This is a genomic window from Enterobacter sp. Cy-643, assembly GCF_011752815.1.
Lineage (GTDB): Bacteria > Pseudomonadota > Gammaproteobacteria > Enterobacterales > Enterobacteriaceae > Cedecea.
On the sequence record NZ_VWWV01000001.1, the window covers coordinates 555,953 to 581,495 of the forward strand.

General features: G+C 56.7%; 23 protein-coding genes and 1 pseudogene. 14 read left to right on the forward strand and 10 right to left on the reverse strand.

The window, feature by feature from the left end; genetic code table 11:
• The first annotated feature begins 10 nt into the window (after positions 1-10).
• The 4 genes from gsiB (at position 11) to F3J29_RS02595 (ending at position 4,285) form a co-directional block, all read left to right on the forward strand.
• The gene (gene gsiB, locus F3J29_RS02580; protein WP_166862760.1) at positions 11-1,549 is read left to right on the forward strand and encodes a glutathione ABC transporter substrate-binding protein GsiB; all 1,539 of its coding nucleotides are present in this window, start codon (positions 11-13) and stop codon (positions 1,547-1,549) included.
• Between the two features lie 124 nt (positions 1,550-1,673).
• Positions 1,674-2,594 (forward strand): glutathione ABC transporter permease GsiC, encoded by a 921-nt coding sequence (gene gsiC / locus F3J29_RS02585; protein WP_166862762.1) that lies wholly within the window; start codon positions 1,674-1,676, stop codon positions 2,592-2,594.
• 2 nt (positions 2,595-2,596) lie between these two features.
• Entirely contained in the window at positions 2,597-3,508 is a 912-nt protein-coding gene (gene gsiD, locus F3J29_RS02590; protein WP_166862764.1) for a glutathione ABC transporter permease GsiD, read from the forward strand.
• 36 nt (positions 3,509-3,544) lie between these two features.
• The gene (locus F3J29_RS02595) at positions 3,545-4,285 is read left to right on the forward strand and encodes a MipA/OmpV family protein (protein ID WP_166862766.1); all 741 of its coding nucleotides are present in this window, start codon (positions 3,545-3,547) and stop codon (positions 4,283-4,285) included.
• A 679-nt stretch (positions 4,286-4,964) separates the two neighbouring features.
• Here the strand turns inward: F3J29_RS02595 and rimO are convergent.
• Positions 4,965-6,290, reverse strand: a complete 1,326-nt coding sequence (rimO, locus tag F3J29_RS02600; protein ID WP_008455208.1) for a 30S ribosomal protein S12 methylthiotransferase RimO — start codon at positions 6,288-6,290, stop codon at positions 4,965-4,967.
• A gap of 243 nt (positions 6,291-6,533) precedes the next feature.
• Here rimO and F3J29_RS02605 point away from each other — a divergent pair, with 243 nt between their 5' ends.
• Together F3J29_RS02605 and F3J29_RS02610 are read left to right on the forward strand one after the other, a co-directional pair.
• The gene (locus F3J29_RS02605) at positions 6,534-6,917 is read left to right on the forward strand and encodes a biofilm formation regulator BssR (RefSeq protein ID WP_166862768.1); all 384 of its coding nucleotides are present in this window, start codon (positions 6,534-6,536) and stop codon (positions 6,915-6,917) included.
• Between the two features lie 111 nt (positions 6,918-7,028).
• A complete protein-coding gene (locus F3J29_RS02610; RefSeq protein WP_166862770.1) occupies positions 7,029-8,183 on the forward strand; it encodes a PQQ-dependent sugar dehydrogenase in 1,155 nt (384 codons plus the stop codon).
• On the opposite strand, the gene F3J29_RS02615 is transcribed toward F3J29_RS02610, so the two are convergent.
• A complete protein-coding gene (locus F3J29_RS02615; protein ID WP_166862772.1) occupies positions 8,152-8,778 on the reverse strand; it encodes a glutathione S-transferase family protein in 627 nt (208 codons plus the stop codon). The genes F3J29_RS02610 and F3J29_RS02615 overlap by 32 nt on opposite strands.
• A gap of 264 nt (positions 8,779-9,042) precedes the next feature.
• Between F3J29_RS02615 and dacC the strand changes: the two genes are divergently transcribed.
• Positions 9,043-10,233, forward strand: a complete 1,191-nt coding sequence (gene dacC, locus F3J29_RS02620) for a serine-type D-Ala-D-Ala carboxypeptidase (protein ID WP_166862774.1) — start codon at positions 9,043-9,045, stop codon at positions 10,231-10,233.
• A 10-nt stretch (positions 10,234-10,243) separates the two neighbouring features.
• On the opposite strand, the gene deoR is transcribed toward dacC, so the two are convergent.
• The 3 genes and pseudogenes from deoR to F3J29_RS22825 all read right to left on the reverse strand — a co-directional run.
• A complete protein-coding gene (deoR, locus tag F3J29_RS02625; RefSeq protein ID WP_166862776.1) occupies positions 10,244-11,008 on the reverse strand; it encodes a DNA-binding transcriptional repressor DeoR in 765 nt (254 codons plus the stop codon).
• Between the two features lie 73 nt (positions 11,009-11,081).
• Entirely contained in the window at positions 11,082-11,690 is a 609-nt protein-coding gene (gene ybjG, locus F3J29_RS02630) for an undecaprenyl-diphosphate phosphatase (RefSeq protein WP_166862778.1), read from the reverse strand.
• Positions 11,687-11,821, reverse strand: a pseudogene (locus F3J29_RS22825) (phosphatase PAP2 family protein); the annotation flags it as partial. The gene ybjG and the pseudogene F3J29_RS22825, both read right to left, overlap by 4 nt.
• A 316-nt stretch (positions 11,822-12,137) precedes the next feature.
• Between F3J29_RS22825 and F3J29_RS02640 the strand changes: the two are divergent.
• Positions 12,138-13,370: an MFS transporter gene (locus tag F3J29_RS02640; protein WP_166862779.1), complete on the forward strand. Its 1,233-nt coding sequence runs from the start codon at positions 12,138-12,140 to the stop codon at positions 13,368-13,370.
• A gap of 37 nt (positions 13,371-13,407) precedes the next feature.
• Here the strand turns inward: F3J29_RS02640 and metG are convergent, their stop codons facing one another.
• On the reverse strand, positions 13,408-15,444 hold the full coding sequence (gene metG, locus F3J29_RS02645) for a methionine--tRNA ligase (protein ID WP_166862781.1): 2,037 nt from the start codon (positions 15,442-15,444) through the stop codon (positions 13,408-13,410).
• A 163-nt stretch (positions 15,445-15,607) separates the two neighbouring features.
• Between metG and apbC the strand changes: the two genes are divergently transcribed.
• On the forward strand, positions 15,608-16,720 hold the full coding sequence (gene apbC / locus F3J29_RS02650; RefSeq protein ID WP_166862783.1) for an iron-sulfur cluster carrier protein ApbC: 1,113 nt from the start codon (positions 15,608-15,610) through the stop codon (positions 16,718-16,720).
• Positions 16,721-16,793: 73 nt separating this feature from the next.
• Here apbC and F3J29_RS02655 read toward each other — a convergent pair whose 3' ends face one another.
• A complete protein-coding gene (locus tag F3J29_RS02655; protein ID WP_166862785.1) occupies positions 16,794-17,219 on the reverse strand; it encodes a GNAT family N-acetyltransferase in 426 nt (141 codons plus the stop codon).
• A 167-nt stretch (positions 17,220-17,386) separates the two neighbouring features.
• Between F3J29_RS02655 and F3J29_RS02660 the strand changes: the two genes are divergently transcribed.
• Complete coding sequence (locus F3J29_RS02660; RefSeq protein ID WP_008455188.1) at positions 17,387-17,860, forward strand: YehS family protein; 474 nt, start codon at positions 17,387-17,389, stop codon at positions 17,858-17,860.
• 57 nt (positions 17,861-17,917) lie between these two features.
• Here the strand turns inward: F3J29_RS02660 and F3J29_RS02665 are convergent, their stop codons facing one another.
• Positions 17,918-18,928 (reverse strand): alpha/beta hydrolase, encoded by a 1,011-nt coding sequence (locus F3J29_RS02665; RefSeq protein ID WP_205246626.1) that lies wholly within the window; start codon positions 18,926-18,928, stop codon positions 17,918-17,920.
• 176 nt (positions 18,929-19,104) lie between these two features.
• Positions 19,105-20,034 carry a LysR family transcriptional regulator gene (locus tag F3J29_RS02670; protein ID WP_205246627.1) on the reverse strand — a complete coding sequence of 310 codons (930 nt, stop codon included), beginning with the start codon at positions 20,032-20,034 and terminating at the stop codon, positions 19,105-19,107.
• 71 nt (positions 20,035-20,105) lie between these two features.
• Here F3J29_RS02670 and F3J29_RS02675 point away from each other — a divergent pair, with 71 nt between their 5' ends.
• From F3J29_RS02675 to F3J29_RS02685, 3 genes are all read left to right on the forward strand, one after another.
• Positions 20,106-21,107 (forward strand): aldo/keto reductase, encoded by a 1,002-nt coding sequence (locus F3J29_RS02675; RefSeq protein ID WP_166862787.1) that lies wholly within the window; start codon positions 20,106-20,108, stop codon positions 21,105-21,107.
• A 69-nt stretch (positions 21,108-21,176) separates the two neighbouring features.
• Positions 21,177-22,400, forward strand: a complete 1,224-nt coding sequence (locus tag F3J29_RS02680; protein WP_166862789.1) for an MFS transporter — start codon at positions 21,177-21,179, stop codon at positions 22,398-22,400.
• 9 nt (positions 22,401-22,409) lie between these two features.
• Positions 22,410-22,826 carry a GlcG/HbpS family heme-binding protein gene (locus F3J29_RS02685; RefSeq protein ID WP_166862791.1) on the forward strand — a complete coding sequence of 139 codons (417 nt, stop codon included), beginning with the start codon at positions 22,410-22,412 and terminating at the stop codon, positions 22,824-22,826.
• 39 nt (positions 22,827-22,865) lie between these two features.
• Here F3J29_RS02685 and F3J29_RS02690 read toward each other — a convergent pair whose 3' ends face one another.
• A complete protein-coding gene (locus tag F3J29_RS02690; protein WP_166864882.1) occupies positions 22,866-23,888 on the reverse strand; it encodes a LacI family DNA-binding transcriptional regulator in 1,023 nt (340 codons plus the stop codon).
• A gap of 192 nt (positions 23,889-24,080) precedes the next feature.
• Between F3J29_RS02690 and ascF the strand changes: the two genes are divergently transcribed.
• Entirely contained in the window at positions 24,081-25,538 is a 1,458-nt protein-coding gene (ascF, locus tag F3J29_RS02695) for a PTS cellobiose/arbutin/salicin transporter subunit IIBC (protein WP_166862793.1), read from the forward strand.
• Positions 25,539-25,543: the final 5 nt, after the last annotated feature.

The window sequence follows — 25,543 nt, forward strand, 5'->3', positions numbered from 1 at the left end:
GAAAACAATAATGACAGCTAACACAACGCAAAAATGGCTGCTGGCGGCGGGACTTGCCTCCGCCGTTATCGCCACGCCCGCTTTCGCTGCTAAAGATGTCGTCGTAGCGGTGGCCTCAAACTTCACCACGCTCGATCCCTACGACGCGAATGACACGCTGTCCCAGGCGGTGGCCAAATCGTTCTATCAGGGGCTGTTCGGGCTTGATAAAGACATGAAACTGCAGAACGTGCTGGCCGAAAGCTACAAAGTGTCTGACGACGGTCTGGTGTACACCATCAAGCTGCGCACTGGCGTGAAGTTCCAGGACGGCACGGACTTCAATGCCGATGCGGTAAAAGCGAACCTCGATCGCGCCAGCAACCCGGACAACCACCTCAAGCGCTACAACCTGTATAAAACCATTGCCAAAACGGAAGTGGTCGATCCTTCCACGGTGAAAATTACCTTAAAAGAGCCGTTCTCGGCGTTCATCAATATTCTGGCCCACCCGGCCACGGCGATGATCTCCCCGGCTGCGCTGCAAAAATACGGCAAAGATATCGGCTTCCATCCGGTGGGTACCGGCCCGTATCAGCTGGATACCTGGAACCAGACCGATTTTGTGAAGGTGAAGAAATTCGCCGGTTACTGGCAGCAAGGCCTGCCGAAGCTGGACAGCATTACCTGGCGCCCGGTCGTGGATAACAATACCCGTGCGGCGATGCTGCAAACCGGTGAAGCGCAGTTCGCGTTCCCGATCCCTTACGAGCAGGCCGGTGTGCTGGAGAAAAACAGCAAGCTTGAGCTGGTTGCCTCGCCGTCGATCATGCAGCGCTACATCAGCATGAACGTCACCCAAAAACCGTTTGATAACCCGAAAGTCCGCGAAGCCATCAACTATGCGATTAACCGCCAGGCGCTGGTGAAAGTGGCGTTCTCCGGCTTCGCTACGCCAGCAGAAGGCGTGGTGCCGCCGTCGCTTGCCTATGCCGAGAAATTCAAGCCCTGGCCTTACGATCCGGCTAAAGCGAAAGCGCTGCTGAAAGAAGCGGGCTTCCCGAACGGCTTTGAAACCACGCTCTGGTCCTCCCACAACCACAGCACCGCGCAGAAAGTGCTGCAGTTTACCCAGCAGCAGCTGGCGCAGGTGGGTATCAAGGTGAAAGTGACGGCGATGGACGCCGGGCAGCGTGCGGCAGAAGTGGAAGCCAAAGGGCAGAAAGAGAGCGGCGTAAGAATGTTCTACACCGGCTGGTCGGCGTCAACCGGCGAAGCTGACTGGGCGCTGTCGCCGCTGTTTGCTTCCCAGAACTGGCCGCCAACGCTGTTTAACACCGCGTTTTACAGTAATCAACAGGTCGACAAAGATCTGACCGATGCGCTGAAAACCACTCAACCTGATGAGAAAGCGAAGCTGTATAAAGACGCGCAGGATATTATCTGGAAAGAGTCTCCGTGGGTGCCGCTGGTGGTGGAAAAACTGGTTTCTGCCCACAGCAAAAATCTTACCGGGTTCTACGTGATGCCGGATACCGGGTTTAGTTTTGATAATGCGGATCTGAAGTAGCGTGATGATGACCCTCACCCCGGCCCTCTCCCTAAAAGGGAGAGGGGGGAAAGCTAAGCCTGTTGGTGCCTTGTCTCTTGATTCCCTCTCCCCTCTGGGGAGAGGGTTAGGGTGAGGGGCTGCGATGTTTAACTATTTCCTCAAACGCCTTTTAGGCCTGATCCCAACGCTGTTCATCGTGGCGGTGCTGGTATTCCTGTTTGTGCATCTGCTGCCCGGCGACCCGGCGCGCCTGATTGCCGGGCCGGAAGCTGATGCCACGGTCATCGAACTGGTGCGCAAACAGCTGGGGCTGGATCAACCGCTGTGGCGGCAGTTCCTGCATTACATTACTCATGTCGTGCAGGGTGACTTTGGCACTTCGCTGGTTTCGCGCCGCCCCGTGTCCGAAGAGATCGCCAGCCGCTTTATGCCCACGCTGTGGCTGACGCTGACCAGCATGGCATGGGCGACTTTGTTTGGCCTTGCCACCGGGATCGTCGCTGCCGTGTGGCGCAATCGCTGGCCGGATCGCCTGAGCATGACCATTGCCGTGTCCGGTATTTCTTTCCCGGCCTTCGCGCTGGGGATGCTGCTGATGCAGGTTTTCTCGGTTGAACTGGGCTGGCTGCCCACGGTGGGGGCCGACAGCTGGCAGCATTACATTCTGCCGTCCATTACCCTTGGAGCGGCGGTTGCGGCGGTCATGGCGAGATTCACCCGCGCGTCGTTTGTGGATGTGCTGCACGAAGATTACATGCGTACCGCCAGGGCGAAAGGCGTGAGCGAAACGCTGATCGTGGTTAAACACGGCCTGCGAAACGCCATGATCCCGGTGGTCACCATGATGGGGCTGCAGTTCGGTTTCCTGCTTGGTGGCTCTATTGTGGTGGAAAAAGTGTTTAACTGGCCGGGATTAGGGCGCCTGCTGGTGGATTCGGTGGAGATGCGCGATTACCCGGTGATTCAGGCCGAGGTTCTGCTGTTTTCGCTGGAGTTTATTGTGATCAACTTAGTGGTGGATCTGCTGTATGCCGCCATTAACCCGGCCATCAGGTACAAATAAGGATGCGACTTTTAAACTGGCGACGCCAGGCCATAGTCAACGCGATGCCGGTGGTTCGTGCCGGGCAAATTCGCACCCCGTGGAGTGAGTTTCTGCGGCGTTTTCGCCAGCAGCCCGTGGCTATTACCGCCGGGCTGTTTGTGCTTTTGCTGATAGTGATTGCGCTTATTGCCCCATGGATTGCCCCTTTTGATGCAGAAAATTATTTCGATTACGACCGGCTAAACGACGGCCCGTCGATGCTGCACTGGTTTGGCGTTGATTCGCTCGGGCGGGATATTTTTAGTCGTGTGCTGGTCGGGGCGCAAATCTCGCTGGCCGCCGGGGTCTTTTCGGTGCTGATTGGGGCGTTGATTGGCACCTTCTTTGGCCTGCTGGCGGGCTATTACGAAGGTTGGTGGGACCGCATTATCATGCGAATCTGCGACGTGCTGTTCGCCTTCCCCGGTATTTTGCTGGCAATTGCGGTTGTGGCGGTGATGGGCAGTGGGATGACCAACGTGATTATTGCGGTGGCGATTTTCAGTATTCCGGCCTTTGCCCGCCTGGTGCGCGGCAACACGCTGGTGCTGAAACAGCAAACTTTTATTGAGTCTGCTCGTAGCATTGGTGCCCCGGATGCGACTATCATCTTCCGGCATATTCTGCCGGGAACCGTTTCGTCGATTGTGGTGTATTTCACGATGCGCATCGGGACCTCGATTATTTCCGCCGCAAGCCTGTCATTTCTCGGCCTCGGGGCTCAGCCACCTACGCCGGAGTGGGGCGCTATGTTGAACGAGGCGAGGGCGGATATGGTGATTGCCCCGCATGTGGCTATTTTCCCGAGTCTTGCCATCTTTTTGACCGTGCTGGCGTTCAACTTGCTGGGGGATGGGCTACGGGACGCGCTGGATCCTAAAATTAAAGGCTAAGCTGAGGCAGTAGATTCGTTGCCCTGGAGTGAAGAAATGAGAAAGATAACCGGGGCACTTCTGCTAAGCCCGTTGCTGATTGCCACTGCCTGCCCGGCGGCCAACTGGTCGCTTGGCGCGCAGGGGGGCCTGTATCAAACCCCTTACCAAACCCGGCACCAGCTTCGCTGGGCGCTGCCCTACGTCGGCTACGACGGCAAAACCTGGTACCTCGACGGCACCGAAGCGGGCTATAACTTCATCAATACCGACACGCTGCTGCTGCGCGCTAAAGTGTATTACTACGATACCCTGTATCAGGCAGATACCGGGCAGACTCCCGCGCTGCGGGGGCTGAATAATCGCCATAGTACGATGATGGGCGGCATGACGATGCAATACACCACGCCGATAGGCGCGTTCAGCGCGACAATTGCGGGCGACACGCTGGGCGTCAGCAACGGCCTAACGGCAAATACGGCCTATATTGCAATGGCGCAGTGGGGAGACTTCACGCTGGTGCCTGAGGTCGGAATGGACTTCTCGAATGCGCAAAACACGCGCTATTACTACGGTGTTTCAGAGAAAGAGTCGGCGAGAACGGGCCTTGCAGCATGGCGTCCACAGGGCAGTATTGTGCCTTACGCACAGCTGGCAATGAACTACGCATGGACACCGCTATGGAACACCTGGGCGCAGTTCACCCAGCGTTTTTATCCGAGTACCATCAGCGACAGCCCAATGGTGAATAAGAATAACCTGCGGGAGTTAACGGTGGGGGTGAGTTACACGTTTTAGGCGTGTGTTCAATGGTGATTTCGTATTTAAAAAAACTCTTTCTGAAGGGCTGGATAAGGTTCCGTTCACTTCAAGTCCATCTTTACATGTAGCTACTGAACCGGTGAACGTGTCAGGTGGCGTTACGCCATGCCCCCTGACAACCCCCGGCGCCCGGCAAGCTCATCGCCGCTGAAGCGGTAAACCCACCGGCTATCACCCAAACATTCGGGGTCGTTCGCGATGCGTTCCCGACGATCGCTCTCTTTCGCTGTTCCCGACAGCTCAACCCCGCCTGAGTTGGGTCATCACCGGGGGCGCTGAGAGCCGGGAACAAGGGCGTGGCTGTGGAACTTTCAGCAACGTTAACGTCCCGTGTGGCTGCGGGTTAAAAGCGAGGCTCGGTTCCGGCTTAAATCGCCTCTGTTTTCTCTCCGACTGGCCAGGATCCGGACGTCGGGAACGGCCGGAGGCTGAGAGCGTCGGGAACGCATCTCTGCCGACCTGGGACTGGGAGATAAAACGGAGGTTTGCCGCTCACGCGGTCGATTTATTTGGCCGGGAGTCCGGGTTCTTAGGGGAGTGACGGTGACTCCCCTAAGACGTTCACCTATGCCGGGTTACATATAAAACAGGGCTGGAAGTGAACGGAATATTCACCGATCTCACAAAGAGCCCTTTGTTATGCAGGACGGGCAAACTAAACCACTGAACCCCACAGATCGTACTCATCCGCGTTTTCAACTTTCACGCGGACAACGTCGCCTGGCTTCAGCTTCGTTTCGCCATTCAGGTAAACCGCGCCGTCGATTTCTGGGGCATCCGCCATGCTGCGGCCGATGGCGCCTTCTTCGTCCACTTCATCAACCATGACCAGAATCTCGCGGCCCACTTTTTCCTGCAGGCGCTCGGCAGAGATTTTCTGCTGCAGCTGCATAAAGCGGTTCCAGCGCTCTTCTTTTACTTCTTCCGGTACCTGATCCGGCAGCTCGTTGGCGGTTGCGCCATCAACCGGGCTGTATTTGAAGCAGCCGACGCGATCCAGGCGCGCTTCCTTCAGGAAGTCGAGCAGCATCTCGAAGTCTTCTTCGGTTTCACCCGGGAAGCCGACGATAAAGGTCGAACGCAGGGTCAGGTCCGGGCAGATTTCACGCCACTGCTTGATGCGCTGCAGCTGACGATCCGCAGAGCCTGGGCGCTTCATCAGCTTCAGAATGCGCGGGCTGGCGTGCTGCAGCGGGATATCGAGGTACGGCAGAATCTTGCCTTCCGCCATCAGTGGGATCACATCGTCAACGTGTGGATATGGGTAAACGTAGTGCAGGCGAGTCCAGACGCCCAGTTTAGCCAACTGCTCGCACAGGCTAACCATGCTGGTTTTTACCGGAGCGCCGTTCCAGAACCCGGTGCGGTGCTTAACGTCCACGCCGTACGCGGAGGTGTCCTGAGAGATCACCAGCAGCTCTTTCACGCCCGCTTCAACCAGACGTTTTGCCTCTGCCAGCACGTCGCCGATTGGGCGGCTGTCCAGATCGCCACGCATGGACGGGATAATGCAGAAGGTGCAGCGATGGTTGCAGCCTTCGGAAATTTTCAGATACGCGTAGTGACGCGGCGTCAACTTCACGCCCTGTTCCGGCACCAGGCTCAGGAACGGGTTGTGCTGCGGTTTTGGCACGTAGTGGTGAACGTGCTGCAGAACCTGTTCATAGCTGTGTGGGCCGGTGATCTCCAGCACCTTCGGATGCACTTCCCGGATCTGATCTTCTTTTGCGCCCAGGCAACCGGTGACAATCACCTTACCGTTTTCGTTCAGCGCTTCACCGATGGCTTCCAGCGATTCCTGTACGGCGCTGTCGATAAAGCCGCAGGTGTTGACGATGACCATGTCGGCGTCGTCATAGCTTGGCACCACGTCATAACCTTCGGTGCGCAGTTCAGTCAGGATGCGTTCGGAGTCCACGAGGTTTTTCGGGCAGCCGAGGGAGACAAACCCGATGCGGGGTTGTTGGGTCACATTGCTCATAGCTTAAAAAGTGTTCAATTATTAGAAGGATTAGGGCAGGGATTCTACAGAGGTTGGGCGGGAATTTGTACTGGAGAATTGCGGTTTGCATTGCGGGTGAGTTATTCCGCTGCGGTTTAACCCCCGCATACTCCCACTTACCCGATAAACAGCATCAAATGCGAAAGATATTAGCCGCGAATTATCATCCTTTGACCATACTTTACCTGTGGGTTAATCGGTAGCCCACGAGGAGGATGCGCTATGTCCGGACGTACGCTCAAACACGACCTGCTGCAAAAGCTGCAGGCCGCGAAGGTAGAGATCGCCGCCTACCTGGCGTTGAGAAAGGCCAAAGGGTACATGTCTGTCAGTGAAAGCGAACAGCTGCGGACCCGCTTGCTTGATGTCTGTCACCGGAGCCGCGATGCTGCCTTTGTGCTGCAGGCGAGCCTGGCCGACGCTGAAAAAGATGATTTTCGCCATGCCGTTGAGGCGTGTTCATCCGCCGCACTTTGCCTGATGAGCGGGCGCAAAGACTGCCCACAATACATTGCAGTTGATGCGGCAAAGCTTGAAACCAGCCTGATGCAGCTCACCCGGAGCCTGAATGCGCTGGCAGAACGCGGGAAGGCCGTCGAAGCCTGACCCGCGCGCGGGGAGTCAGTCAGGCTCCCCGTTCTTAATGTTATGTAAAACCGGGCGCTGGCTTGTCTGCGGCGGCTACCCTTAACGGATAGCCAAAACCAGGAGATTGCCATGCCGCCGTTCCCGTCCCGCACGCTGATTGCCGCCGCGCTACTTCTCTCTGCCTCTTATGCTCTGGCCGCTAAAACCAACGTTGAAGTTCTGCAAACCGACCTGCCTCACCCGTGGGCGCTGGATTTTTTACCTGATAACCAGGGAATGTTGATTACCCTGCGCGGCGGAGAACTGCATCTGTGGCAGCAGGGCAAGGGGTTATCCGCGCCCATTAGCGGTGTGCCTGTAGTCTGGGCCCACGGTCAGGGTGGTTTACTGGACGTTGTGCTGGCCCCGGATTTCGCCAGCAGCCGCCGCGTGTGGCTTAGCTTTGCCGAAGGCGGCAGCGACAACAAAGCCGGTACTGCCGTCGGATATGGGACGTTAAGTCAGGATCTGAAACGGCTGGAAAACTTTAAGGTAGTGTTCCGCCAGGCGCCAAAGCTCTCCACCGGTAACCATTTCGGCGGACGCATGGCGTTTGACGGGAAAGGCCACCTATTTATCGCGCTGGGGGAAAACAACGAGCGCGCTACGGCTCAGGATCTCGATAAGCTGCAGGGTAAAGTGGTGCGGCTGAATACCGATGGTTCCGTTCCGCAGGACAACCCGTTTATAGGCAAACCAGGCGTCCGGCCTGAAATTTGGTCCTATGGGCATCGTAACCCGCAGGGATTAGCCATTAATCCGGCCAACGGCGAACTGTGGTTAAACGAGCACGGGCCGAAAGGTGGCGATGAAATTAATATCCCGGCCGCAGGGAAAAACTACGGCTGGCCGCTGGCGACCTGGGGCATTAATTACAGCGGGCTTAAGATCCCGGAAGCCAAAGGGGGAGAAGCTGAAGGTACCGAGCAACCGGCGCATTACTGGCAAGTCTCTCCGGCGATAAGCGGCATGGCATTTTATTCGGGTGACACTTTCCCGCAGTGGAAAGGCAAGCTGTTTATCGGCGCGCTCAAAGAAAAGAATCTGATTGAACTGACGTTGGATGGTGACAAGGTGACGGACGAACGGCTGCTGCTGGGGGATCGTAAAAAGCGTATTCGCGATGTGCGCGTCGGCCCGGACGGCTATCTGTATGTCCTGACCGACGAATCAGACGGCGAGCTGCTAAAAATCAGCCCGAAGGAAAGCTCAATCAGGTCAGGGGGATCATCACAATTTTCTTGAACGCCGGGCGCTGGGTCAGCTGCTGATACCAGCGCTGAAGGTTTGGCGCTGCATCCCACGGAATATCAAGGTTGAGCAGGCTGTAGATTTGCGGGCCAAAGGCGAGGTCGCCCAGGCCAAAGGCTTCGCCACCCAGCCACGGCTGTTTTGCCAGTTCCGCATCCGCAATGGCAAACAGCTTGTTGCAGGCCACAATGCTTTGCTCAATCAGCTTGCGATCGCGCTCTTCCGGTGGGGTTCGGACCAGGCTGGCGTACACGCCACGGTAGGGACCCGCAACCGCCGTGGCGGACCAGTCCATCCATTTTTCGCCTTTGGCACGCTCTGCCGGGGCATTTACCCACAGCGAATCGCGACCATATTCAGCCGCCAGGTAGCGCACGATGGTGTTGGATTCCCACAGCGTCAGCCCGTGTGCGTCGTCGTGAATGCACGGCACCAGGCCATTCGGGTTCATCGCCAGGTATTCGGCATCATGCGTCAGGCCAAATTTCCCGCCCGCGGGCACGGAGCGGTACGGCAGTTGTAGCTCTTCCAGACACCACAGCACTTTCTTCACATTGGTCGAGTTATCTCTGCCCCAAACGGTAATCATGGTGGTTCCTTTTTTTTGCAGGTGGACATCGAGTATGCCCGGCTCCGGTCACGAAAACACCACTGTTTCTCAACCGAAGCTAAAAAAAATGGCGCGACGGCGGCAACTCGTGCAGATATCGAATAAACTTAAAAAACTTTACCAACTCTATGTTTCTTTAAGTGGATTCGTGCGTTATTACTCACATCCTGACTTTTGGGTGGCGGTGCGCACCGTGAATTTTTTAAGAATGGATACTCAGGTGGTTTTATGAAGAGCTTGCAAATGCCTGTAACACTACGTGGTTTACTCGCAGGGACAACCCTGCTGCTGCTAGCGGCTCCTGCGCTGAGCGCTGAGCAGACCGCAGATGCGCCCCAGGTCGATGCCAGAGCCTGGATTTTGATGGATTACGCCAGCGGGAAGGTGCTGGCGGAAGGAAATGCCGACGAAAAGCTCGATCCGGCAAGTCTGACCAAGCTGATGACCAGCTATGTGGTAGGGCAGGCGCTGAAGGCAGGTAAGATTCACCTGACGGATATGGTCACTATCGGGAAAGATGCCTGGGCCACCGGTAACCCGGTGCTGCGCGGTTCTTCACTGATGTTCCTGAAACCAGGCGATAAAGTCTCGGTGGAAGATCTCAACAAAGGCGTCATTATTCAGTCCGGGAACGACGCCAGCATTGCGATTGCCGACTATGTGGCGGGCAGCCAGGACTCGTTTGTCAGCCTGATGAACAACTACGCGCAGAAGCTCAAGCTTACCAACACCACCTTTAAAACCGTTCACGGCCTGGATGCTCCGGGGCAGTACAGCACCGCGCGCGACATGGCGCTGCTGGGGCAGGCGCTGATCCACGACGTGCCGGATGAGTACGCGGTGCATAAAGAGAAAGAGTTCACCTTTAACAATATCAAGCAGCCGAACCGCAACCGCCTGCTGTGGAGCTCTAATCTTAACGTTGATGGTATGAAGACCGGCACCACCGAGGGCGCGGGCTATAACCTTGTCGCTTCGGCAACCTCCGGCGATATGCGCCTGATTTCCGTCGTGCTGGGCACGAAAACCGATCGCATTCGCTTTAACGAGAGCGAAAAGCTGCTGACCTGGGGCTTCCGTTTCTTCGAAACCGTCACGCCAATCAAGCCTGACGCGACTTTCGTGACCCAGCGCGTCTGGTTTGGCGATAAGAGCGAAGTCAATCTTGGCGCCGGTGAAGGCGGCTCGGTGACCATTCCTCGCGGTCAGCTGAAAAACCTGAAAGCCAGCTTTACGCTGAATGAACCTCAGCTAACGGCGCCGCTGAAAAAGGGCCAGGCCGTCGGCACTATCGACTTCCAGCTTAACGGCAAATCCATTGAACAGCGTCCGCTGCTGGTGATGGAGCCGGTTGAAGAGGGCGGTTTCTTCAGCCGCATGTGGGACTTTGTGCTGATGAAGCTCCACGGTTGGTTCGGGAGCTGGTTCTCTTAAGCGACTACCACTACCACGTTAGCGTCAGATTTTCCGCCGCGGCAAAGTCTATAAACTCCGCGGCGGGAGGCCGGTTGGTAATAATCGTATCAAACGCCGTCAGCGGCCCCATGCAGGCGGCGCGAACCTTGCCAAACTTGGTGTCATCCACCACCAGAATATTACGCTGGGCCATGCTCAGCGCCCAATGCTTCACCGCCAGCTCATTCAAATTAAAGCAGGTTGCGCCGTAGCGCGGGTGGACGCCGGCAGCGGATAAAAAGGCGATATCCGGGCAGATATTCCCCAGACACTCCTGGAAGTTAATCGGATTAAATATCGCATTGCTGGCGTGAAACTCGCCGCCGCTTAAAATCACCCGGCAGTGGGGTTTTTCCTGGAGTGCCAGAAAGGTGTTGAGGGAATAACACAGGCCTGTGAAAGGCAGATCGTCGTCAAGGGCGTCAATAATGTAAGGCGTGGTGGTGCCGCAGTCGAAGAACACAGTCTGGCGCGGGCGAACATGCTGCGCGGCGAGCCTGGCGGCATGACGTTTCTCTTCCACCTGACGCGTTTTTTCATCGCTCAACAGGTAGTAGCTGGCCCCGGCGCTCCGGGGCTCCAGCACCACATATCCGCCCAGCAAAACAACCTGACCCGGCTCGCTGTTAATATCGCGGCGGATGGTCATTTCGGAGACGCCCAACAGCTGAGCGGCTTCTTTGAGATGAATTTTATCGCTGCGCTTCAGCGCCTGTACAAGGCGGTTAATGCGCTCGTCACGGCGGGTTTCCATAGCGTCCTCTGAGCATTAAAAAGCCCCGCTAAGGCAGGGCTTTAGTTAACGCATCTTACCTGCGGAGAACCGCTTAGTCACGTACCCAGCCTTTGCGGATGGGCAGCGCGAAACAGTAGCGGTAAATCTGATGCAGGCGCTGGTGGATTTGTGGCCCGCTCAGGTTCCAGACTACCTGCGACAACAGACAGGCGCTCATGCCGACCAGCAGGCCGCCGAGCATATCCAGCGGCCAGTGAACGCCGAGGTAGACGCGGGACCAGGCAATAGCGCAGCCGATCGCAAACAGCATTACGCCGGACCAGATGCGGTGCCAGCACAAAAATGCCAGAGCAAAGGTGAAGATCACCGTGCCGTGGTCGCTTGGGAAAGAGTCATCCGGCGCGTGGTGCAGGAAGTTGTAGCCAAGTCCGACCACAAAAGGACGCGGATGCGGGAACAACTGCCCAATGACCCACGACAGCGCCACGCTAATCACCAGCGCCATGCCGGTTTTGATCACCACCTGGCGCTGGGCCGGCATCTGTTTATGCTGGCCCCACAGCCAGAGCGCGACGATCAGCAGCGGGACGATGCTTATAAGATCCCGGGCGAAGAAAATCGCCATTTTTATCATCCACTCCGGCGAGGACGGGGTAGCATTAATGAGCAAAAACAGATTCTGGTTGAGCGTTTCCATCATAACTTGTCCTGTGCTTTAACTGACCAGGTGGACATCGCGCCGTAAAGCACCACCCGGGTTAACCATACCCAGCAACCTGTCCACAGGTTGTGGCTGAAAAAGTGTGCCCCGCGCATCATCTGGCCTTCTCCCGGAAAACCAGCGAAAAATGGCAGCCCGTATTATCAGGATGCAAAGCGGGAAAAGATAGAAGTAGGGCGGCAGACGGTAAAGCAGTTTTGTCTTATTTACCGTTGGTTTAGGAAAATATTTCATCTTGTCTCTCCTAAGAGAGTGCCGACCTTAAATTCATGGCAGCAGAATATTCATCACAGATTAAGAAATCCTTAATAGAATTGAGGTATGATATGCGCGGATTTACACCCCGTGCTATTTGTCAGCCGTTGACTACCGCTGGCACGGGCAATTGAATACACTCTGCGCGTTTCTTTATCTTCTGAGTTTCTAATGCAACATAATACGATAGCTAACAAATCGTTAGGCCGTCAGGCACTGCTGTTCCCGCTTTGTCTGGTGCTCTACGAATTCTCAACTTATATCGGCAATGACATGATCCAGCCGGGGATGCTGGCCGTGGTGGATCAGTTCCAGGCGGGCGTGGAATGGGTGCCGACCTCAATGACGGCTTATCTGGCGGGCGGGATGTTCCTGCAGTGGCTGCTGGGGCCGCTGTCTGACCGTATTGGCCGCCGCCCGGTAATGTTGACCGGTGTGGTCTGGTTTATTGTCACCTGCCTCGCGACGCTGCTGGCCCAGGATATTCAGCAGTTCACCTTCCTGCGATTCCTGCAGGGCGTCAGCCTGTGCTTTATTGGCGCCGTGGGCTACGCCGCTATTCAGGAGTCGTTCGAAGAGGCGGTTTGCATCAAGATAACCGCGCTGATGGCGAACGTGGCGCTCATCGCGCCGCTGCTTGGGCCGCTGGTAGGTGCGGCGTGGATCCACGTGGCTCCGTGGGAAACGATGTTTGTGCTGTTTGCGCTGCTGGCGGCCATCTCTTTCTTTGGGCTGCACAAGGCGATGCCGGAAACGGCGACCCGCCTTGGCGAAAAGCTTTCGCTGAAAGAGCTTGGGCGTGACTACAAGCTGGTGCTGAAAAACCTGCGTTTTGTCTCGGGCGCGCTGGCGACGGGCTTTGTCAGCCTGCCGCTGCTGGCGTGGATTGCCCAGTCGCCGGTGATCATCATCAGCGGGGAGAATCTCAGCAGCTATGAATACGGCCTGCTGCAGGTGCCCATCTTCGGCGCGCTGATCCTCGGTAACCTGGTCCTGGCGAAGCTGACGTCCCGGCGCAGCGTGCGCAGCCTGATCATCATGGGCGGCTGGTGGATTGTGCCGGGCCTGATTGTGGCGGCAGTGGCTACGGTGGTTTCTTCTCATGCTTATTTGTGGATGACCGCTGGCCTGAGTCTGTACGCCTTTGGCATCGGCCTGGCGAATGCGGGCCTGGTGCGCCTGACGCTGTTCGCCAGCGAGATGAGTAAAGGCACGGTGTCGGCGGCGATGGGCATGCTGCAAATGCTGATCTTTACCGTCGGTATTGAGCTGAGCAAGCACGCCTACCAGTTCGGCGGCAACGGTCTGTTCAGCCTGTTTAACCTGCTGGGCGGAGTGGTTTGGCTTGGGCTGATGGTGTTGTTCCTGAAGGACAAAACTGTCGGTCAGGCGAGAGACGCCTAATAAGAAAAAACCCCGGATTTCCGGGGTTTTTTATCGGTCACTTAACCGCCATGCCGGGCTGAGCACCGCTGTCCGGGCTCAGCAGGAAGATATCTTTCCCGCCAGGACCTGCGGCCATCACCATCCCCTCAGACACGCCAAAGCGCATCTTACGTGGAGCGAGGTTGGCCACCATCACGGTCAGACGACCTTCCAGCTGAGAAGGATCCGGGTAAGCGGTACGAATGCCGGAGAAGACGTTACGTTTCTCGCCGCCGAGATCCAGCGTCAGGCGCAGCAGCTTGTCGGAGCCGTCCACGAATTCTGCTTTCTCAATCAGCGCGATGCGCATATCCACTTTCGCGAAGTCATCAAAGGTGATGGTCTCCTGAATCGGATCGTCCGCCAGCGGGCCGGTTACCGGCGCCGCATTCAGCGCTTTCACTTCTTCTTTAGACGCTTCCACCAGCGCTTCCACCTGTTTCGTTTCAATACGGTTATACAGCGCCTTGAAGCTGTTTACCTTGTGGTTCAGCAGCGGCGTAGCGATGCTGTCCCAGCTCAGTTCAGCATTCAGGAAGGCTTCTGTACGCTCGGTGAGCGACGGCAGAACCGGCTTAAGCCAGGTCATCAGTACGCGGAACATATTCAGGCCCATGGTACAGATAGCCTGCAGGTCGGCATCGCGGCCTTCCTGCTTAGCCACAACCCACGGTGCCTGCTCGTCCACGTAGCGGTTAGCGATATCCGCCAGCGCCATGATTTCGCGGATTGCACGGCCAAATTCGCGGCTGTCCCACGCTTCGCCGATGCTTTCTGCCGCGTCGGTGAAGGTTTTGTACAGCTCTGCATCGGCAATCTCTGCGGCCAGCATGCCGTCAAAACGCTTGGCGATGAAGCCGGCGTTACGGGACGCCAGGTTAACCACTTTGTTGACGATGTCGCTGTTCACGCGCTGCACGAAGTCTTCCAGGTTAAGGTCGATATCGTCGATGCGGGAAGAAAGCTTCGCGGTGTAATAATAACGCAGGCTGTCGGCATCAAAGTGATTCAGCCAGGTGCTGGCTTTGATAAAGGTGCCGCGAGACTTGGACATCTTCGCGCCGTTGACCGTTACATAGCCGTGAACAAACAGGTTGGTTGGCTTGCGGAAGTGACTGCCTTCCAGCATGGCCGGCCAGAACAGGCTGTGGAAATAAACGATGTCTTTGCCGATGAAGTGATACAGCTCGGTGGTGGAATCTTTCTTCCAGTATTCGTCGAAGCTGGTGGTGTCGCCGCGCTTGTCGCACAGGTTCTTAAAGGAACCCATGTAGCCGATAGGCGCATCCAGCCAGACGTAGAAGTATTTGCCCGGTGCATTCGGAATTTCGAAGCCGAAGTAAGGCGCATCGCGGGAGATATCCCACTGCTGCAGACCGGACTCGAACCACTCCTGCATCTTGTTGGCCACCTGCTCCTGCAGCGCGCCGCTGCGGGTCCACGCCTGCAGCATTTCGCTGAACGACGGCAGGTCAAAGAAGAAGTGCTCGGAATCACGCATTTCAGGCGTCGCGCCGGACACCACGGATTTTGGATCGATAAGCTCAGTTGGGCTGTAGGTGGAGCCGCACACTTCGCAGTTATCGCCGTACTGATCCGGGGCTTTACATTTCGGGCAGGTGCCTTTGACAAAACGGTCCGGCAGGAACATGCCTTTTTCCGGATCGTAGAGCTGAGAGATAGTGCGGTTTTTAATAAAACCGTTTTCTTTCAGGCGGCCATAAATCAGCTCCGACAGCGCGCGGTTTTCGTCGCTGTGGGTAGAGTGATAGTTATCATAGCTGATGTTAAAGCCTGCAAAATCAGTCTGATGCTCCTGACTCATTTCGGCAATCATCTGCTCTGGGGTGATACCCAGCTGCTGCGCTTTCAGCATGATAGGCGTGCCGTGGGCGTCGTCTGCGCAGATGAAGTTAACCTCGTTGCCGCGCATTCGTTGGTAACGGACCCAGACATCAGCCTGAATATGCTCCAGCATGTGACCGAGGTGGATTGAGCCGTTTGCGTACGGCAGGGCGCACGTTACCAATATTTTCTTCGCGGGTTGAGTCATAGTGGGAATTGCATCTTCTGATTTTAAAAAAGGGGACTTGATATTACCGGATTGGCAATTGTTTAGTAACCCCAAAGCCCGCAATAACCGCACATGAATAGGCGGCGTGGTTTCTGGTATGCTTAGCGGATTGCAATGTCCGATAAAAACATAAGGAGTCGGGATGAATTCGCAATCCCCGTCCAGCAAGTCCCCGGAACAGCTTCGCGCGATGGTCGCCGGGACCCTGGCTAATTTTCAGCACCCTACCTTGAAACACAACCTTACCGCCCTGAAAGCGCTGCACCATGTCGCCATGCTTGACGACACGCTACACGTTGAACTGCAGATGCCGTTCGCCTGGCAAAGCGGGTTTGATGCCTTAAAAGAGACCTGCAGCGCTGACCTGCTGCGGATCACCGGCGCGAAGGCGGTGGACTGGAAGCTAAGCCATCACATTGCCACGCTTAAGCGGGTGAAAAACCAGCCCGGCATTAACGGCGTCAAAAACATTATTGCCGTCAGCTCCGGCAAAGGCGGGGTGGGTAAATCGACTACCGCGGTAAATATGGCGCTGGCGCTGGCGGCCGAAGGGGCCAAAGTGGGCATTCTCGATGCCGACATTTACGGCCCGTCGATCCCAACCATGCTGGGTGCCGAACACGAGCGCCCAACGTCCCCGGACGGCAAACACATGGCGCCGATCGTGGCGCACGGCCTGGCGACTAACTCGATCGGTTACCTCGTGACCGACGAAAACGCTATGGTGTGGCGCGGTCCGATGGCCAGCAAAGCGCTGATGCAAATGCTGCAGGAAACGCTGTGGCCGGATCTGGACTACCTGGTGATTGACATGCCGCCGGGCACCGGTGACATCCAGCTGACGCTGGCGCAAAACATTCCGGTCACCGGGGCGATGGTTGTGACGACGCCTCAGGACATCGCGCTGATCGACGCCCGCAAAGGGATCGTGATGTTCGAGAAAGTTGAGGTGCCGGTGGTGGGCATTGTTGAGAATATGAGTATTCATATTTGCAGCAACTGCGGTCACCAGGAGCCGATTTTCGGCACCGGCGGCGCGGAGAAACTGGCACAGCAATATCACACCACGCTGCTGGGTCAGCTGCCGCTGCACATCACCCTGCGTGAAGACCTCGACGTCGGTAAGCCGACGGTCATTAATCGCCCGGAAAGCGACATCACTACGCTCTACCGCGACCTGGCGGGGCGCGTGGCGGCTCAGCTTTACTGGAACGGGGATGTGATTCCAAGCGAGATCGCCTTCAGAGCGGTGTAAACGTTAGCCGCAGTTTTCCCCCTCTCCCTCTGGGAGAGGGGGAAAGAGGGATTATTTTCAGGAAATGAGGCGGCTACCCCAATACAAAATGCATTAAATAGTATTCACCGTCCGGCCCGTCTCCCGGCGCCTCAATATGCCAGCCGTTACGGCGATAAAACTCAACCGCATGTTCATTTTTTGCCAGGCACTTTAGCGAACCCGTGCCGGTAAATTCACTCTGCACTTTCTTCAGCAGCGCCTTTCCCGCGCCCGTTCCCTGATGTTCCGGGCTGACGAACAGGTTATGCAGGAAGTTATCCTGCACCCAGACGGAAGCGAAGCCGATGCGGTGGCCGTTATCTTCTGCTACCCAGATGCGTTCATCCTGAGTGGCGCTGTCAAAGTCTTCGAGCTGCCAGGCGCTGCCGTCGAGCCAGGGCCAGGCCTTGCGGCGGGCGTGAAGGTAAAGGGTACGTAAGAAAGGACGGTCGGATTCTTGCCAAAGTCGTAGGATCAAATGATTGCCTTTTAGGATGAAAGTTAGCCCATTGAGTCTACCCTTAAGCCTGAAGAGTGCCAATTCACCGCCGGTAAATTTAGCGCTGGCGGACAAATCCGCGCGGTTTTTGTTACAACGCGTGCGCTTCTCTATATACTGCCCGCTTTTGGCCCTGAGATTGTCCCATGTTGAATAATGATGTACTGCTAAGCGTTCGCTACATGCTGAACCTGAATAACGATGGAATCGTTAAGATCCTTGCTCTGACCGGCACCGACGTCCCCGCGGAACAGATCGTTCCGTGGCTGAAGAAAGAGGACGAAGAGGGCTTTAAAGCCTGCCCGGATCTGATCATGGCGAACTTTCTTAACGGTCTGATCTACTTCAAACGCGGCAAAGACGAAAGCAAGCCAGAGCCGAAGCTTGAGCGCCGGATGACCAACAACATTATTCTGAAAAAACTGCGTATCGCCTTTGAGCTGAAATCTGACGACGTGCTGGAGATCCTGACCGCCCAGCAGTTCCGCATTTCTATGCCGGAAATTACCGCCATGATGCGCAACCCGGATCATAAAAACTACCGCGAGTGCGGCGATCAGTTCCTGCGCTACTTCCTGCGTGGCCTGACCCAGCGCCTGAAGCCGGCGAAAGCGGAATAGCCCTTAGAGACAAAAAGGGGATAACCGCCGTTATCCCCCTTCAAAACAGCCCCGAACTCAGTTCAGATGAGCACGTAACTCCCCTGCAGCCTGCGCAATGGCGGTACGTACGGTAGGTTCATCGCCGATCGCGTTTAATAAACCGTAATCGTGGATCATGCCGTTGTAGCGGGTCACGGTCACCGGCACGCCAGCTTCGTCGAGCTTCCGGCCAAACGCTTCGCCTTCATCACGCAGCACGTCAAGCTCCGCCGTTTGAATCAAGGCTGGCGGCAGGCCTTTCAGCTGCTCATGGCTGGCCTCCAGCGGTGAAGCCAGAATATTGCGACGGTCGCTCTCTTTCGTGGTGTAGTTATCCCAGAACCATTTCATCATGTTCTTGCTGAGGAAATAGCCGTTTGAGAACTGGGTGTAAGAACCGGTATCAAAGCGCGCGTCGGTCACCGGCCACAGCATGACCTGGTAGCGAATCGCCGGGGTATGCTGCGCTTTGGCCTGCAGGGCTACGGCGGCAACCATGTTCCCGCCCACGCTGTTACCGGCCAGCGCAAGGCGACTGCCGTCGACGCCAATCTCGTTCCCGTGTTCCGCCACCCAGCGGGTCGCTTCATAGGCCTGGTTGATGGCCACAGGGAAATGGGCCTCCGGGGACGGCGTGTAGTTCACGAACACCGCGGCAGCCCCTGACTCAGAGACTAAATCGCGCACCAGGCGTTCATGAGTCTGGAAGTCGCCCAGCACCCAGCCGCCGCCGTGGAAGAACATAAACACCGGCAGCGTACCGCTGGCATTTTTCGGCTTAACGATGGTGAGCGTCAGCGGCTTCCCCTCCACGGTAATTGTCTTTTCAGCGATATCAGCGGCGGGAAGCTTGCCCCCTTTTTGGGCGTCGATCAGTACCTGACGAGCGGCCTGGGGTGATAGTTGCTCGATGGGTTTGCCGCCGCCGCTGTTTAAAACGGCGAGAAATTTACTCACGCCGACCGTCGGAGTCGGCGCGTCGGCGGCCAAAGCAGAGGTCAGGCCGGAAGCGGTTAACGTCATGGCGATGAGTAAAGAACGTGACATTTTATCTCCTTTGCGATTGTATAGTGTGCTATTTAATTGATTGCGGCTTGTCGTGTTTCGATGTTGTTGGGAGTGAATTTAAATAGCGCACAATGTTATTGCAAGCGATTTGATATCAAGATATTTAATTGTATAACTAACTAATTGATTATTAATATTAAATATTTTACGGGCCGTCAGTACAGCGAGGCATCTCTCATCATCTCGATAAGTCTCCGCAAGCCTGGATGGAGCTGTCTGCGGCTGGGGTAATACATCACCATCGGTTCATCTTCACACACCCATTCCGGAATAACCTGCACCAGCTGCCCGCTTTCCAGCAGCGGCCGCACTCGCACATCCAGGCAATAAGCCAGCCCGAAGCCGTTCAGGGCGGTATCAATGATCATTTCGCTTTCATTGAGGATCAGCGAGCCGGGCACATCCAATGCCAGCGCCTCTTTGCCCCGGTTAAGCTCCCATTTGTAGAGCGTGCCGTTGCCGAGCCGCATTCGGATGCACTGGTGCTGGAAGAGATCGTCCGGGTGGCTCAGCGGAAGGTGTGCGGTATGGCTTAAATACTGCGGCGAGGCGACCACTATCCACCTAAGCTTGCGCGTCACCGGCATCGCAATCATGTCTTTTGGGACACTCTCTCCGTAGCGAATTCCTGCGTCGTAGCCGCTGCCGATAATATCAACCAGCGTGTTATCGACGGTAATCTCCATCTGCAGCCGGGGATACATAGCCATAAATTTCGCCAGCACCGGCGCAAACAGCAGTTGGGCTGCATCTCGCGGGATATTGATCCGCAGCCGTCCGACCGGGGATTCGCGGTAATGATCCAGCTCATCAAGCGCCATACGGATATGGGAAAACCCGGTTTCCAGATGCCCAAGCAGCGCTTCCCCGGCGTCGGTAGGCACAACGGAGCGGCTGGTGCGGTTGAGCAGGCGCACTCCAAGTCGCTCCTCCAGCCCGCGCATCGTGTGGCTTAGCGCAGAGGTAGACACGCCCAGCTCAGAGGCGGCAAGCCGGAAGCTTTTCCGGCGGCAGATGGTCAAAAAAACGTTGAGATCGGCGAGTTCGCCACGGACCGGAGCGGGCATAAAAGGGGCCTCTGTCATCAAGGGTTCGTTGAAATTAATTCAACTTAACATGAGTTACAATCGGTTCACAGAACAGACAGGGGGAAATCATGGCAATCGAAACAATTCACATCGCGGGCATCTCTGAGCCCGTCAGCCGTATCGGCCTGGGCACGTGGGCCATTGGCGGCAGCATGTGGGGCGGCAGCAACGACGGGCAGTCGATAGCGACGCTGCACGAGGCGCTGGAGCGCGGCATCAACCTTATCGATACCGCGCCGGTGTACGGCTTTGGGCATTCCGAAGAGGTGGTGGGCAAAGCGCTGGTGGGCCGCCGGGACAAAGCGATTATTGCCACCAAAGTGGCGCTGGACTGGGACGACGCCGGACGGGTCACGCGTAATTCCACGCCGCAGCGCATTCGTCAGGAAATTGAAGACTCACTTCGTCGCCTGCAAACGGATTACATTGACCTGTATCAGGTACACTGGCCGGACGATTTAGTGGCGATAGACGAAACTGCGCGCGTGCTGGAAACGCTGCATCAGCAGGGGAAATTCCGCGCGCTCGGCGTCAGCAACTATTCGCCCGCGCAGATGGACAGATTCCGCAGCGCCGCGCCGCTGGCAACGATGCAGCCGCCGCTTAACCTGTTTGAACGCGGGGCGACGGAAACAGATTTACTGCCCTATGCGAAATACCATCAGATGGTGGTGCTGGCCTATGGCGCAATTTGCCGTGGCCTGCTGTCTGGCCGCATGACGCCGGAAACCGCGTTTGGCGAAGGCGACCTGCGCAGCTTTGATCCGAAATTCCAGCCGCCGCGTTTTGCGCAATATTTGGCCGCAGTCGACGCGTTGAAAGCGTTGGCCGAAGAGCGCTACGGCAAGAGCGTGATGGCCCTGGCGCTGCGCTGGGTGCTGGATGCTGGCCCAACCATCGCGCTGTGGGGCGCCCGCCGGCCTGAACAGCTCAACGGGGTGGAAGACGTTTCCGGCTGGACGTTAACCGAGGAAGATAAATGCGATATTGATCGCATTTTAGCCAGTCATATTAGCATCCCGCTTGGGGCTGAATTTATGGCACCTCCGCACCGCAAAACAACGCTTTAGTTTTCTCTCGCACCCCGGCGAACCGCGCCGGGGCGTATTTTGTTGTTCACCTGCACAAGTCAAAAAACTATGTCATCACTTAATGAACAAGCCCTTGAACAGAGGGCTGAGACGGTTTCCCTGTCGCGAGTGGGGCTGCTAAAAGCGCTGTTCGCCCTCGGCATGGGCGGCTTTGCCATAGGCACCGGCGAATTCGTTATCATGGGATTGCTGCCGGATGCCGCAAACGGGCTGCACGTTTCGATTCCCTCCGCGGGCCACCTGATCAGCATTTATGCGCTGGGCGTGGTGGTCGGGGCTCCGCTGCTGGCGGTGCTGGGCGCCCGCATGGCGCGGCGCGATTTTCTGATTGCCCTGATGGCGATGTTTGCCGTGGGCAACCTGTTGAGCGCCTTTGCTCCCGGCTACTACTCAATGATGCTGGCGCGTTTCCTGGCTGGTTTCCCGCACGGGACGTTCTTCGGCGTCGCGGCTCTGCTGGCGGCGAGCCTTGTTGAGCGTTCGAAGCGGGCGCAGGCGGTGTCGATGGTGCTGCTTGGCCTGACGATAGCCAACTTACTCGGCGTGCCAGCGGTGGCGGCCATTGGGCAACTGTTCGGCTGGCGCAGCGCGTTTGCCATCGTCGGTGGCCTGGCGGTATTGACGCTAATTCTGGTTCGGGCCTGGGTGCCCTGGCATGCCGGAGATAAAGACGCCAGTCCTTTACGCGAACTGACCGCGCTGACCCGCAAGCAGGTACTGCTGACGTTGGCCATTGGCGCGATTGGCAGCGGCGGAATGTTCTCCGTCTTCAGCTACGTGAAGCCCACCATGCTGGAGCTGGCGCATCAGTCGGTAGGGATGATCCCGGTGATCCTGTCGATGTTCGGCCTGGGCATGATTGTCGGCAATATCGTCGGCGGTCGTCTGGCGGATCGCGGGCTGGAGAAAACCGTCCGGCTGCTGCTGATTTGGGCGATTCTGGTGCTCAGCGCGTACGTTTACACCTCGCACTACCCGTGGCTGGGCGCGGTCACCGTCATGCTGGTTGGCACAATGGTGTCGCTTTCTTCGGTGCTGCAAATTCGCCTGATGGACGTCGCCGGGGACGCGCAAACTATGGCGGCGGCGATGAACCACTCGGCGTTCAACATCGCCAACGCGTTAGGCGCCTGGCTTGGCGGGGTGACTATTTCCGCCGGCTTTGGCTGGGAGTCCACCGGCTGGGTAGGGGCAATTCTGGCGGTCTTCGGCCTGTTGATCCACACCTGGGCAGTTATTGACGCCAAAAAACATCCGCCGTTAGCGCATTGAGGTTTTATCGTGACAGTCAGTTTAGTTCTTGCAGAAGCGCTGATCGCCAGCGTAAAAACGGCGGTGGAGACCCACAGATTTCCACCGGTTTCCGTGGTGGTGCTGGACAGCGGCGGCCATTTAACGGCCTTTGCCCGCATGGACGGGACATTTCTGGCCACCATTGATATCGCCATGCGCAAAGCCCGCACGGCTGTGCTGTTCCAGGCCAATAGCGAAGACGTCGGCGTTAATTTGCACCCGAACGGTCCGGCGTATTCGCTGGAAAACAGTAACGGTGGGCTGGTCGGCATTGATGGCGGTATCCCGCTGCGCAACGCTGAGGGCGTAGTTGTTGGCGCGATTGGGGTTTCGGGTGCCACGAAAGAGCAGGACGGGCAAATTGCTGCCTTTGCCGTGGAAACGGTGTTCGGCATACGCGTTTAATGACAGAAAGGGAGCGAAATTCGCTCCCTTTCTTTTGCCTTATTTTGGCTGAAAATGTGGCCCTTTCGTCACAGAATCCCGCACGATCATCTCCGAACTGTACACGTTATCCCGCGAGAAATAGCCGCCGTCCAGCATCGCCGTCAGGCGGTTGATGACCTCATGGATCATCTCGCTCACCGGCTCTTTCACGCTCGACAGCGGTGGGGAGAGAAAAGCCCCGGTCGGGACATTATCAAAGCCAATAACCGACACATCGTGCGGTACCGACAGACCTGCCTGACCGAGTCTGCTAATGGCGCCGATAGCCATGTCATCGTTACTGGCGACCAGGGCGCTAAAATCCTGTTTCGCTGAAAGCAGCGTTTCTACGGCGGCAGAACCGCTGGCGGGCGTCCATTTTCCGGTGGCGATAAGCTCATCCCGGACCGGCAGCCCGGCCTGCTCCAGCGCTTCGCGGTAGCCCGACAGGCGCTCTCTCGCCGTGGGGGAGTCGAGGACGCCGGTGATAAAGGCGATGTCTCGGTGGCCCTGGTCAATCAGGTAGCGCGTGGCCCTGAAGCTGGAGCCTGTGTGATCGCAGCAAATGCAGTGGCTCTGGTGTTTACGCAGCTTGCGGTTCATCACCATGATCGGCTGCTTATGCTGCTCAATCAGCGCATCCATCTCATCCACGCTTAAAAAACGCGGGTAAATGATCACCGCGTCGCAGTGCAAATCGAGCAGAAACTGAACGGCGGCCTGCTCTTCCTGGGCGCTGTGTTTGCCGTCGACCAGAATCAGCTGCCGTCCGCTGGCTTCCAGCTTTAGCGCGGCCTGGGAAAGCAATTCGCTAAAATAGTTCCCGCTGTACAGCGTGTTGGTCACCACCAGGCCGATGTAGCCTGATTTGCTGGTTGCCAGATTGCGTGCCAGCAGATTGGGGCGATACCCCGTTTCCTGAATGGCCTGGTACACCTGTGTTTTAGTGGACTCGCTCACGTAGCCCTTGCCCGACAACACGCGCGAAACGGTCGCCTTTGATACGCCTGCTTTTTTCGCCACTTCCTGCATCGTCGACATAAAGGCTTCTCGTAAGTTCGTCATTTCTGACCATTTTACACCTTTCATGGCCCAGGCGCAGCGTGACCTGTATTTCGATGTGAATCACAAAAATAGATCTTCATAAAAATAGTTATTGTTATCTTATTTTTAACTACACATGATTATGTGGAACCGGTTACCTACGAAATCATAACAAGAGAGTTTCACCTCATGGCTAACAAGTACGAGGCAGTATCCCGACAGATTGTTGAGGCTTTAGGCGGCGCGGAAAACGTGGTGGCGGTAACCCACTGCATGACGCGGCTGCGCTTTGTATTACAGGACGATGCAAGGGTGGACAGTGCCAGGCTGAAGGCCATTTCCGGCGTGCTGGGCGTGGTGAAAAACGACCAGCAGTGCCAGGTCATTATCGGCAACACGGTATCTCAGGCCTACGCCGAAGTGCTCAAACATCTCCCCGAAGGGGCAGGAGACAGGCCGCAGGCGGCAAAGGGCAAACTGACCCTGAAACGCATCGGCGCGGGCATCCTGGATGCGCTGATTGGCACTATGTCGCCGCTTATCCCGGCGATTATCGGCGGCTCGATGGTGAAGTTACTGGCAATGATCCTCGCGATGACCGGGCTATTTGAAACGACCTCCTCGACGCTGACCATTCTTAACCTCATCGGCGACGGCGCTTTCTTCTTCCTGCCGGTGATGGTGGCGGCTTCCGCCGCCGTGAAATTTAAAACCAATATGTCGCTGGCGATTGCTATCGCCGGGGTGCTGGTACATCCGGCCTTTATTGACCTGATGGCGAAGGCGGCCCAGGGGCAGGCGGTTGATTTTATGGGCATACCCGTCACCGCCGTGAAATACACCTACACCGTGATCCCCGCGCTGGTGATGACCTGGCTGCTGTCGTACATCGAAAAAGGCGTGGATCGCATTACGCCAGCAGTGACCAAAAACTTCCTCAAGCCGATGCTGATTGTGCTGGTTTCCGCGCCGATAGCGATTTTACTGATTGGGCCGTTAGGTATCTGGATTGGCAGCGGGATCTCCTCGCTGGTGTACACCGTGCACGGTTATCTGGGCTGGCTTTCCGTCGCCATCATGGGGGCTATCTGGCCGCTGCTGGTGATGACCGGCATGCACCGCGTGTTTACGCCAACGATTATCCAGACCATCGCCGAAACAGGCAAAGAAGGCATGGTTATGCCGTCGGAAATTGGCGCTAACCTGTCCCTCGGTGGATCTTCTTTGGCCGTCGCCTGGCGAACGAAAAACCCTGAACTGCGTCAGACCGCGCTTGCTGCCGCAGCGTCAGCAATCGTGGCTGGCATTTCAGAGCCTGCGCTTTACGGCGTCGCGGTGCGGCTGAAACGCCCGCTGGTTGCCTGCCTTATCAGCGGTTTTATTTGCGGTGCCGTCGCCGGTATCGGCGGGCTGGCCAGCCATTCTATGGCTTCACCGGGGCTATTCACCAGCGTGCAGTTCTTCGATCCCGCCAACCCGATGAGCATCGTTTGGGTGGGGGCGGTGATGATTCTGGCCGTGGTGCTGTCGTTTATTACTACGCTTATTCTCGGCTTTGACGATATTCCCGTTGAGGAGGCGAAAGCCGAAGAGCAGGGCAGCAGCACGGCATTTGTACGACCAGATAATGCAGTAAAAACACTTTAAGCAGA